11 protein-coding genes are annotated in these 10,566 nt (G+C 70.9%); 8 read left to right on the top strand and 3 right to left on the bottom strand.

The features are described 5' to 3' along the window. Positions 1 to 624: hypothetical protein (locus tag ABD52_RS33675; protein ID WP_047894397.1), on the bottom strand; the 624-nt coding region annotated here is incomplete at its 3' end. A gap of 341 nt (positions 625 to 965) precedes the next feature. On the opposite strand from ABD52_RS33675, the gene ABD52_RS33670 reads away from it, so the two are divergent. After that, the gene (locus ABD52_RS33670; RefSeq protein ID WP_047894396.1) at positions 966 to 1,511 is read left to right on the top strand and encodes a hypothetical protein; all 546 of its coding nucleotides are present in this window, start codon (positions 966 to 968) and stop codon (positions 1,509 to 1,511) included. On the opposite strand, the gene ABD52_RS33665 is transcribed toward ABD52_RS33670, so the two are convergent. Continuing rightward, complete coding sequence (locus ABD52_RS33665) at positions 1,439 to 1,744, bottom strand: hypothetical protein (protein WP_047894395.1); 306 nt, start codon at positions 1,742 to 1,744, stop codon at positions 1,439 to 1,441. The two genes, ABD52_RS33670 and ABD52_RS33665, sit on opposite strands and share 73 nt — an antisense overlap. 2 nt (positions 1,745 to 1,746) lie before the next feature. Beyond that, complete coding sequence (locus ABD52_RS33660; protein ID WP_047894394.1) at positions 1,747 to 2,022, bottom strand: DivIVA domain-containing protein; 276 nt, start codon at positions 2,020 to 2,022, stop codon at positions 1,747 to 1,749. Positions 2,023 to 2,316: 294 nt separating this feature from the next. Here ABD52_RS33660 and ABD52_RS33655 point away from each other — a divergent pair, with 294 nt between their 5' ends. From ABD52_RS33655 to ABD52_RS33625, 7 genes are all read left to right on the top strand, one after another. Beyond that, the gene (locus tag ABD52_RS33655) at positions 2,317 to 2,556 is read left to right on the top strand and encodes a winged helix-turn-helix domain-containing protein (RefSeq protein WP_013286712.1); all 240 of its coding nucleotides are present in this window, start codon (positions 2,317 to 2,319) and stop codon (positions 2,554 to 2,556) included. A gap of 56 nt (positions 2,557 to 2,612) precedes the next feature. Next, on the top strand, positions 2,613 to 3,458 hold the full coding sequence (locus ABD52_RS33650; protein ID WP_047894393.1) for an alpha/beta fold hydrolase: 846 nt from the start codon (positions 2,613 to 2,615) through the stop codon (positions 3,456 to 3,458). Between the two features lie 240 nt (positions 3,459 to 3,698). Then, entirely contained in the window at positions 3,699 to 4,958 is a 1,260-nt protein-coding gene (locus ABD52_RS33645) for a hypothetical protein (RefSeq protein ID WP_047894392.1), read from the top strand. 186 nt (positions 4,959 to 5,144) lie between these two features. Beyond that, positions 5,145 to 6,077 carry an HNH endonuclease gene (locus ABD52_RS33640; RefSeq protein WP_047894391.1) on the top strand — a complete coding sequence of 311 codons (933 nt, stop codon included), beginning with the start codon at positions 5,145 to 5,147 and terminating at the stop codon, positions 6,075 to 6,077. Between the two features lie 288 nt (positions 6,078 to 6,365). After that, positions 6,366 to 9,275 (top strand): M36 family metallopeptidase, encoded by a 2,910-nt coding sequence (locus ABD52_RS33635; protein WP_235437635.1) that lies wholly within the window; start codon positions 6,366 to 6,368, stop codon positions 9,273 to 9,275. 188 nt (positions 9,276 to 9,463) lie between these two features. Next, on the top strand, positions 9,464 to 9,904 hold the full coding sequence (locus ABD52_RS33630; RefSeq protein ID WP_047894389.1) for a ribonuclease domain-containing protein: 441 nt from the start codon (positions 9,464 to 9,466) through the stop codon (positions 9,902 to 9,904). 61 nt (positions 9,905 to 9,965) lie between these two features. After that, positions 9,966 to 10,394, top strand: coding sequence for a barstar family protein (locus ABD52_RS33625; RefSeq protein WP_030268612.1), 429 nt, complete (start codon positions 9,966 to 9,968; stop codon positions 10,392 to 10,394). Positions 10,395 to 10,566 lie beyond the last annotated feature (172 nt).

Here is a 10,566-nt window from a genome sequence, read left to right as displayed (position 1 = left end):
CGCGTACTCGGCGCGGCGGCGGGCCAGGTCGCGCTCGCACTCCAGCGCGATGCGCTGCTCCCAGTACGGCTGGAGCAGCTTGCGCACCCGCTCGTCCAGGTGCACCGTGACGTCCGGCTCGCAGGCGAACGTCACCTCGCCGCGCGCGTACGTCCAGGGCAGCGGGTCGTCGTCGGCGAGCGCCGCGGTCAACGCGGCGTGCAGGTCGCGCGGGCGGTGCGGCGGCACCTCCACCGCGTGCCGGACCGCGAGCCGGTGCAGGCGCTGCGTGGCCTGCTGCTGGAAGTAGTCGACGTACCAGCCGAACAGCTCCGGCCGGGCCGTCTCCGACGACCAGGTGTAGGTGGCGCGGACCAGGAACACGTACACCTGGCCCTGCGCCGGCACCGCGAGCGGCTCCGGGACGCGCCGGTCGACTGTGGTCACCGGCGTCACCGGCTCCTCGGTCCACCAGAGCTGCCGCAGCGTCGGCTGCGCGCCGTCCCAGAAGCGCCGGGTCCGCACGCGCGCCGCCTCGCCCAGCGCCCGCGCCCGTCCGGCCCACCGCCGCCGCCTGCTGTCCACCGGCGCGCCGGGCTTCGGCCGGCCGCCGCCCGGCTCGGGCCCTTCCGGCACCGCGGTCATCGCACCCCCTCCATGCCGGATCGCAGCACCGCGTCCCGCGGCGTCACCGGGACGCGCGGGCCGTCGGGCGAGGGGTGGCCGGACCGCCGTGGCGGTCCGCGATCCACGCTAACAACCCGGGCCGGTGTACGCGCGCAGCCGCGCGCACGGCGGTTCCGCCCGGCCCAGGGGCGGGCGCTGACCGATCGGACGAGCCGTCCCGTAGTCCTATCCGTGGGACTCATGCGGCTTCGGTCCCGTTCACGGGACCGACCATCCAGAGTCGATCGGCGCGCCTTGATCCGTGATCGAAGCGCTTCGTAGCGTGAGGCTCCGCGATCCTTCGGGGAGGACCAGAACGCATGGGCGTAGACGCTCGTCAGGCCGCCGGCCAGACCGTGAATTTCCTGCGGTCCCTGGCCGAACGGCAGTACGACCGGGTCTGGACCCCGGACTTCCTGCACCTCAGCCCGGACGTGCAGGGCTTCGCCGTGTTCCACCGCGGCGGCCTGGTGCTGGTCTACGGCGCGGTGTCGCCGGAGGACCCGGCCCGCTGGGTGTTCCGGATGGCCTGCGTGGCCGGCGCCGACGTGCCGGACATCTCCGGGGCGATGGCCTGGGCGAACATCCGCAACCGGCTGGCCGAGGCCGGGCGCTACTACTGCGTCGTGAAGGCCGACCAGAGCGCCTGCCACGTGGTGTTCGCGCTGGATGTCCGCAGCCCGCTGCTCGACGACGTCACGGCCCCCGACGCGCAGGCGGTGCGGGAACTGCTGCACTTCTCGCTCACGGTGTGCGTCCACAACGCCGTGGCGGACTTCCGCGATCTGGCGTCCTATCTGCCGGCGCGGCCGCTGGCGCCGACCGAGATCGACGCCTGGACGCTGTTCGCCGGCACCCAGGACTGATCGGGCGGCAACGGTTCGCCGGCTCGGCGCAGCCCGGCGAGCTGCACGAAGATCTCCCGCTTCGCAGTGGCGGCGCCGCGACTGTTGACCACGTACCCGGTCAGCCAGATCCACCCGGTGTACGTCACCTCGGGCCCGACCGATACGACCCGTAACGTGAGCGCCCGACCGCCGCCGAACTGCACCGACGCGCGGCCGTCGACCCGTAGCAGGTCGCCGGGTTGCGGGCGCACCGCTACCAGTGGCCGTCGTTCGGTGGGCGGCACTCCCGGGCGTGCATGGCCTGCCAGTCCCGCAGGGCGCGCTTCAGCCTGTCGTTCTCCTGCGCGAGCAGGCGTACCCGGCGGTGCAGTTCGGCCAGTTCGTCGGCGACCCGGGCCTGGAACTCGCGTACCTGATCAGGGTCGACGCCGCTCCTGCGGGCGTCGAAGGCGTGCGTGCGCACCTCGTGCGGGGTCAGCCGGGCCGGCAGGCCGCTCAGGTAGAGGCGGCCGGATCGATGCAGCGTCACTTCGGTCCTTCCAGGAGCAGGGGACAGGTGCGGTGGAAGGGCGGGCCGTCCGCACGCCGGCCGCGGCCGACCCGCCCGCTCCGCCCACCGCAGCCCGGATCGGCGGTACGGAGGCGGAGCAGTCCGGAGGGTCGGGACGGGTACGCGCACCCGCCCCGACCGGGGGATGGGCCGAACTCGTTGCCACGCGAGGAGCGGCCCGGAATCAACTTATCTAGACATGTCAGATGAGTCAACGCTGCTTGTTAGGCGCGTCGCGGTGTGATCGAATCGGGTCGCCACGCGAGGAGTGCCATGCGAGAAGTGCCGGATTACTGGCGCATCGCCGACGATGTGATCGCCGACGTCAGAGGAAAGAAGCTGAAGCCGGGGGACAAGCTGCCCTCGATCGCTGCGCTGCGCGATCGCTACGGCGTGAGTCACGGCACCGTGCAGATGGCGTATGCGCGTCTCGAAGCGTTGCGGGTGATCCGGCGGCAGCAGGGCAAGGGTGTCTTCGTGACCGATCCGAAGACCTGGATGAGAGAGCCGTAACCGGCGTCAGTCCAGCAGGCCCATCGGTCGTCGTCCGACTCGCCATACTGTCGGCGATGACTGCGGACGTGCGTACCGAAGACGGTTGTCGCCTGTGGGCCGACCAGGTCGGCGCCGGGGCGCCGCTGGTGCTCTGTCACGGCGGTCCGGGCATCTGGGACTACCTCGGCCCGGTCGCCCGGCTGCTCGACGGGCACGCCCGTGTCATCCGGTGGGACCAGCGTGGTTGCGGGCGCTCCGAGCGGCGCGGCCCGTACACGATCGGCCGTTTCGTCGCCGACCTCGACGCGGTACGCGAACACCTGGCCGGACCGCGGACGGCACTGCTGGGCCACTCGTGGGGCGCGCACCTGGCGCTGCGGTACGCGATCGAACACCCGGAGCGGGTCAGTCACCTGATCTACGTCTCCGGCACCGGCATCGACGCTGAACGCGGCTGGCATCCGCATTACGAACGGAATCTCCGGCGGCGGCTCGGGCCGCACCTGGACCGGTGGGAGGCGCTTGGCGGGCGGGACCACACCCCGGCGGAGGAACGGGAACGGGCGGTTCTGCAGTGGTCGGCCGACTTCGCCGATCCGGACTCCGCCATGGCGCACGCCGAGGACATGGCCACGCCGTGGCTGGGCATCAACCACGACTGCAACCGGGCCGTCAACGCCGAGGTCAAGCGGGAACTCCGTACCTCCGGGATCGGGGCGCGGTGCCGGACGCTCGACCTGCCCGTGCTGATCATCGACGGCCCCGATGACATCCGTCCCCGCTGGGGCGTCGACTCGCTGGACAAGGCGCTGCCCAATTGTGAGCGGGTCAGCCTCCCCGGATCCGGCCACCTGCCGTGGGTCGAGAATCCACACGACTTCCGTCGGGCCGTGGCCGCCTTCCTCGACGCGCCGGCATGAGCCGGCGTCCGGAACCTGAAAGCGGGAGCCTTCGGTAGCGGCCTGTCGCGGAGATCGGTACTTACGGGTACACCCGTCCCGTCGATGGGACGGCTAGAGTCTTCGCGTGATCGACCGGAGGCGCCCCTCGAGTCGGTCAAGGAGGTGCGAGCCGCTGATCTGATGGCGCCCTCCCAAGCCCACACAGCGAACAGAGTAGACAGCGTCGCTCTCCATCCTCCCACCCGTCAGGAGCCGACAATGGGTAACGAGATTCAGCTGATCAGCGACGGCGACGGGCTGGCGGTCATCGGAGATCCGACGGCTGTCGAACGCTTCCTGGTCTCCGAGGGCTTGCCGTCGAAGAACCTCGGGCTGCCTCGGCTCGGGTCTGTTCTCAAGGTCGGGGCGGCTACAGCTCAGGCTGGGTCCGAGATCGCCGCCAACTCCGGTCGTTGGGTGCAGCTGACCCAGGAGTCAGCGCAGCTCGTCCACAAATTCGGTCTGATGCCGACCAAGACCCCAGGGGTCAGCCACGCGATGGTGGGAGATCCAGGCTCGATCCAGAAATGGCTTCAGATCTCGAAGGGGCCCGGGGCGGTCGCAGGCAACCCGGCGTTGCTGGCCGGTGCGGCGGGGCTCATGGCGCAGCTTGCGATGCAACAGAGCATGAAGGAGATCACCGACTATCTCGCCACGATCGACGAGAAGGTCGACGATGTGCTCCGTGCCCAGAAGGACGCTGTGTTGGCCCGCATGATCGGCGTGGGCTTCGTCATCGAGGAGTCCATGACCATCCGTGAGCAGCGCGGCCGAGTCGACGAAGTCACATGGTCGAAGGTGCAGGGCGCGCCGGCGACGATCGCAGAGACCCAGGCGTACGCGTTGCGTCAGCTCGACGCGCTCGCGGAGAAGCTGGAGCGTAAAAGCGCGATCGGTGAGCTTGCCAGGGCAGCCAGGGAAGCGGAGTCCAAGGCGCAGGAGTGGCTTGTCGTCCTGGCCCGCTGCTTCCAACTGCAGGACGCGATCGCCGTGCTCGAACTCGACCGGGTGCTGGACGCGTCGCCGGACGAGTTGGACGGGCATCGCGTCGGGCTGAGGAATGCTCGGCAGAACCGACTCGAACTCATCTCCCGGTGCACCGAGCGCCTCCTTGCCCGCATGGAAGCGGCCGCGGGCAGGGCGAACGCCAAGGTTTTGCTGAACCCGATGGACTCACCGGCGGTGGTGAAGTCGAGCAACCAAGTCTCGACAGCCATCGTCAACTTCCACGGGCGACTCGGTATCGAGAGCGCTCGGCAGTCGTCGGAGGCGAGACGATGGGCGGATGCGGCCAAGGAGGCGAGAGACAAGGCGCTTGAGACCGGAGCAGACGGCGTTGATGCCGCCAGGCGCCTCGGTAACGACACTTTCGACCGGGCTAAATGGGCGACGGGCAAGCTTTCCGCCCGGGTCGGCGGGTGGGCACTGCGTCGGCGCGGGGAGGACGACGAACTCAAGGAGAAGAGTGGCGACGCTTGATCAGGAGAGAGAACGTGACCTGACACCCGCCACCTATCCGCGTCTGGTGCGGTGGAGGACTGACCGAGACCCGCTGTTTGCGTCTTCGTAACGGACCCGACGACGTGGATGCGCGAACTTTGACTGGTCGGGTTCGTGACGCCGGTCGGGGTAGCGGCAAGATCCGTTCTGGTGCAGGCTGGCGGTGTGAAGGCCTTCGTCGGAGTCACGGACGAGAAGTGGTATCGGTTCCTGGCGGCGCGTCCTGATCTGAACGAGGTGAACTTCTGGCGTCCGTCGGGTGGTGCATTTCGTGCGCTCACGCCTGGTGAGCCGTTTCTCTTCAAAGCCCACTATCCGTTCAATCGCGTCGTCGGCGGTGGCTTCTTCAGCGGCTTCACCCAGTTGAAAATCTCGGAAGCGTGGAACCTCTTCGGCGAGGGCAACGGCGTCGCGAGCCTCGACGAGATGAGGCGTAGCGTCGGGCGGTACCGGAAACAGCCGATCGAGCCGGGGGAGGATCCGGTGATCGGGTGCATCTTCGTTCGTGACAGCGTCTTCTTCGCCGACGGCTCGTCGGTCGATCCGCCCCCTGGCTTCGCGCCGAACGTCGTACAGGGCAAGACGTACGACCTCGCTGATCCAGCCGCTGCGGACTACTTCGGTCTTGCCCTTCACCGCCTTCTGGGTGGAGAGGTCGATTTGGACCTTCGTGAGCCGTGGCATCGCCCCGGCCCGATCTACGGAGATCCACGGCTCGTTCCCCAGCGTCTCGGCCAGAATTCGTTCAAGGCGGTGGTGCTCGGCGCGTACGGCCGCCGCTGTGCGATCACGGGCAACAAGTTGCAACCGGTGCTCCAGGCGGCGCACATCCGGCCACTGCCGGCGGGCGGCGAGCATCGGATCGACAACGGCATGCTGCTCAGGTCCGATGTCCACATCCTCTTCGATCAGGGCTACCTGGGCGTGGACCCGAGGTACCGCCTGATGGTGAGTCCGCGCCTGCGAAGCGAGTTCGGCAACGGCGACCAGTTCTACGCGAAGGCCGGGTCCGTTGTCGCGATCCCAGAGCGACGTGGAGACCGTCCCAAGGCCGAGTTCCTGGAGTGGCACCTGGAGTCAGTGTTCAAAGCGGCCTGACTGCTGAGCCGCCTCCCGCCTAGCAGCTGCTGACGCTGTGGAGGTCTTGGTACGAAAGGGCCCTCATGGGGGCCGTTTCGTACCAAGATCTATTCGTGTCTCGTCTGGTGAGACGCGAGTCTCGAAGCTGCTCGGCCAGGGGCGCCGTGAGGGCCGCCGAGAAATCGACGCAACAACATTTATGGATGTTCGGATGGTGTCGGCGCGTCGATCGTGCTGGTCGGATGGCGGAACGGACATCGCCGTTCGACGATGACAGGAGGGACCGTGCGCACACCATCCCGTGCGTTGACGGGGACCACCGCGCTGCTGCTGGCAGCCGGGCTGGTTCTGACCGCCGCTGGCGGCGGCCAGGCGGCACCCCGGGAACAGACCCGTACCCAGGCGCCACCCGACCACCTGCCGGGCGACCGGCACGACACCAAGGCCAAGGACAACCGCAAGGGCCGCGTCGCCGCCAGCGACCGGCAGCGGGACCGGGCCGCCGCGCTCGGCGCGCGCGTGCGCTGGACCGACTTCGGTACGCCGGCCACGCTCACGTCGACCGGCAAGCCCCTCGCCACCGGCCTGCCCGCCGACCCGGCCGCCGCCGCGCGCGCGTACGTGGCCGCCAACCGGGACGTGCTGGGCCTGACCGCCGAGGGCGCCGCCGCGCTGGAACTGCTCACAGTGGCGCCGATGGGGCAGGGCGCGACCGTCCTGTTCCGGCAGCGCTTCGGTGACCTGCCGGCCGCCGTCGACGGCATGCTGTCGATCGGCGTACGCGACGGAGCGGTGTGGCACGTCAGCTCCTCGCTCGCCCGCGACGCCGGTACGCCGGCCCCGGCCACGGTCAGCGCCGAGCAGGCCCGCAAGGCCGCCGTCGCCGACGCCGGCCGCTCCGACGCGCAGGTCGTGCGTACCTCGTTGGTCGCGGTGCCCACCGCGGACCGGGGGCCGCGCGCGGCGTGGGAGGTGGTCCTCGGGGCGGACACCACCGGCGCGGACCCGGCCGCCTACGCCACCTACGTGGACGCCCGCGACAGCGCCGTGCTGGTCCGTGAGGATCTGATCGACCACGACGCCGACCACCCCTCGTGGGAGGTCTTCCCGAACTCGCCGCGGGTCGACAGGTCCTCGGTCGACACCCGCAAGCGGTGGTGCGCCGTGCCGGCGCGCGGCTGCGCCGAGGTGGTGGGCGTGCCCGGGCACCCGGCGTGGGACGTGGACCCGGCCACCGGCCAGTCCACCACCACGACCAAGGGCAACAACGCGATCGCGGTGCAGAACTGGTTCAGCAACGACCCGTTCAGCGTCGGCACCGAGACCGCGACGCCCCGCCCGGACCGCCGGTACGACTACCCGTGGACGAACCAGTGGCAGGAGCAGCGCTGCAACCCGGAGGTGTTCACGTCGCCGCAGGCGAACGACATCGACGCGGCGCGGGCGAACCTGTTCGCCATGCACAACCGGATGCACGACTGGACCTATCACCTCGGGTTCACCGAGGAGACCTGGAACATGCAGCAGGACAACCTCGGCCGCGGCGGGCTCGGTAACGACCCCGAGCAGGGCAACGCCCAGGCCGGCGGGGCCAGCGGCGGCCCGCCCAACTTCGCGGCCCGCAACAACGCCAACCAGATCACCCCGCCGGACGGCGTCGCGCCGACCACCAACATGTACCTGTGGCAGCCCATGGCGGGCTCGTTCTACGCGCCGTGCGTCGACGGCGACTTCGACATGTCGGTGATCGCCCACGAGTACGGCCACGCGGTCACCAACCGCATGATCGCCGGCCCGAGCGCCGGGGTCAGCTCGCCGCAGGGCATGAGCGAGAGCTGGTCCGACCAGCTCGCCATGGAGTACCTGTTCGAGCACGGGTACGCCGCGCCCGGCCGGCGCGGGTTCACCATCGGCGAGTACACCACCCAGGACCCGAACGCGGGTATCCGCAACTACAACATGAGTGACAGCCCGCTCAACTACAGCTCGGTCGACTACGACTTCGTCGGCCTCCAGGTGCACGCCTCCGGTGAGGTGTGGAGCGCCACCAACACCGACATCCGCGCGGCCATGATGCGCCGGTGGGGCAGCGGCACCCCGGCCGTGCAGAAGGCGTGCGCCACCGGCGCCCGCGACGTGACCGCCTGCCCGGGTAACCGGCGCTGGATCCAGCTGGTCTTCGACTCGTTCCTGCTGATGTCGGTCAGCCAGGTCAGCATGGTCGACGCCCGGGACGCGATGCTCGCCGCCGACCGGATCCGCTTCGGCGGCGCCAACCAGGACCTGCTCTGGAACGCGTTCGCCGGGCGCGGCCTCGGCGAGACCGCGGCCAGCGTCGGCCACACCGACGCCAACCCCACGCCGGGCTTCACCTCGCCGTACGCGCGGGAGGGCTCGCTGCGGTTCCTCCCGGTCGGCGAGCGCGGGCCGGTGGCGGGCGCGCAGCTGTTCGTCGGGCGCTACCAGGCCCGGGCGGTGCCGGTGGCGGACACCGACGCGGCCACCCCGCTCACCGACCGGGTGGATCTGGTGCCCGGCACGTACGAGTTCGTGGTGCGGGCGCCCGGCTACGGCCACACCCGGATCGGCCCGGTGAAGGTCAAGGCGGGCCAGAACCGGACGCTGGCGGTGTCGTTGCGACCCAACCTGGCCTCGGCCACCGCGGGTGCGGCGGTCACCGGCGACGGGATCAACCTGCCGCAGATCGCCGACGACGACGAGGCCACGAACTGGGCCTCGCTGGGCGCGCCGGTCGCCGGACGGCAGGTCACAGTCGACCTGGCCGGCGACGTCCAGCAGGTACGCCGGGTGCAGGTCAGCGCCATGCTGCGTCCGGCGGTCGCCGGTGACGCGGACGCCGGCACCCAGAGCCGGTACTCCGCGGTGCGGCAGTTCCGGGTCCTCGCGTGCACCGCGACCGGGCCGGTGACCTGCGCGGACGCGGCGGACTTCCGCCCGGTCTACACCAGCCGGCCGGACGCGTTCCCGGCTGTGGCGCCGCGTCCCCGGGCGCCCGAGCTGATCATGCGGTCGTTCGACATTCCGCGTACCAAGGCCACGCACCTGCGCGTCGAGGTGCTGACCAACCAGTGCACGGGCGCGCCGGACTACGCCGGTGAGCAGGACGACGACCCGCGGGCGGCGACCGACTGCGCCACCGCCAGCCCGCAGGCGCAGAACGTGCGGATCGCCGAGTTCCAGGCGTTCACGCGCTGACCCACACGGCGGGTGCGGACGGGCGGCTCGGGTCGTCCGTCCGCACCCGCCATCGTGTGTTCACCCGGGGTTCGGGGCACCGTCGCCGGATCGGGGCTGTACCGCGGGCAGGATCCTCGACAGACTGAGCGGCGCGACCAGCGAACGACGTTGGTCGATGCCCTGCCGGCTCGCTCAAGGAGGATCCCTTGACCCCGTTCCGTGCCGCCGTCACCCGCGTACGCCGCGTCCTCGCCGCGTCCGCCCTGGTCACCGCCGTGGCCGCCGCCGCGCTCGTCGCACCGTCCACTGTCTCCACCCGCCTCGCCGAACCCGCCGCGGCCGCCGTCTACGGCTCCTGCACGCAGTCCCGCTGCGCCGACGCGCGCACCGCGCGGTCCGGCTGGTCCGCGAAGAGCTTCCCGACCAGCCGCGGCTGGTACTCGTGGAGCGGCGGCCGGTGCAACTTCGCCGGCGGCCGGTTCTACAACTACGAGGGTCAGCTGCCCGCCGGCGCCACCTACTACGAGTACGACGTCTACCCGCGCGCCTGCAACGCCTCCCGGGACGCGTACCGGATCGTGGTCAACAAGAGCACCGGGGTGACCTGGTTCTCGCCCGACCACTACGCCAACTTCTACCGGCTCTGAGCAGCCTCGGCGCCGGCCGGGCCCGCTACGCCCGGTCGGCGCCGTCGGGAAAGGACGGATCATGGGCGCAGCGTCCCCGCAGCCGCCGGCCTGGCTCGTGTACGACGGCGCGCCGCCCGAGCCGGACGGTGTGCCGGTCTCCGGCGCGGCCAGCCGCACCCGCGCCGGGCTGCACGAGACGCTGGCCGGGTCACTGGCGCTGCCCGGCTGGTACGGCCGCAACTGGGACGCCCTCGCCGACGCGCTCGCAGACCGCCTCGACTCCGGTCCGCTGACGCTGGTCGTGACCGACGCGGCGGACCTGCTCGCCGACGAGCCGCCCGCCCAGCTCGGCACGCTGCTGGACGTGCTCGGCGCGGTCGCCGCCGGTGGGCACGAGACGCTGCGGGTGGTGCTGCGCGACGACCCGGACCGACTGCGCGCCCTGCGTGACCGCGTGGCCGCCGTGCTCGGCGGGCGGGTGGGCGCCCCGCCTCCCGCAACCGGCTGACCGGGTGCCGTTTCGCCGCCACCTCCCCGAAGCGGCGACCTCGTGCGGTGAGCATGGCCGCCAGCTCGGCGAGGTGGCGACCTCGTGCGGTGAGCATGGCCGCCAGCTCGGCGAGGTGGTGGGGTCTGGTGGGTGGGGATGCCGCCACTTCCCCGTAGCGGCGGGCCGGGTG

The organism is Micromonospora sp. RV43 (assembly GCF_001029515.1).
GTDB lineage: Bacteria > Actinomycetota > Actinomycetes > Mycobacteriales > Micromonosporaceae > Micromonospora > Micromonospora aurantiaca.
Note: the sequence above shows the minus strand (reverse complement) of the source record. Positions and strands in the feature narration are given on the sequence as shown.

What these genes read in the sequence shown, in the direction of transcription:
- ABD52_RS33655 (WP_013286712.1), top strand. Translation starts at nt 2,317, where the DNA reads ATGCGAGAAGTGCCGGATTACTGGCGCATCGCCGACGATGTGATCGCC.
- ABD52_RS33625 (WP_030268612.1), top strand. Translation starts at nt 9,966, where the DNA reads ATGGGCGCAGCGTCCCCGCAGCCGCCGGCCTGGCTCGTGTACGACGGC.
- ABD52_RS33670 (WP_047894396.1), top strand. Translation starts at nt 966, where the DNA reads ATGGGCGTAGACGCTCGTCAGGCCGCCGGCCAGACCGTGAATTTCCTG.
- ABD52_RS33645 (WP_047894392.1), top strand. Translation starts at nt 3,699, where the DNA reads ATGGGTAACGAGATTCAGCTGATCAGCGACGGCGACGGGCTGGCGGTC.
- ABD52_RS33650 (WP_047894393.1), top strand. Translation starts at nt 2,613, where the DNA reads ATGACTGCGGACGTGCGTACCGAAGACGGTTGTCGCCTGTGGGCCGAC.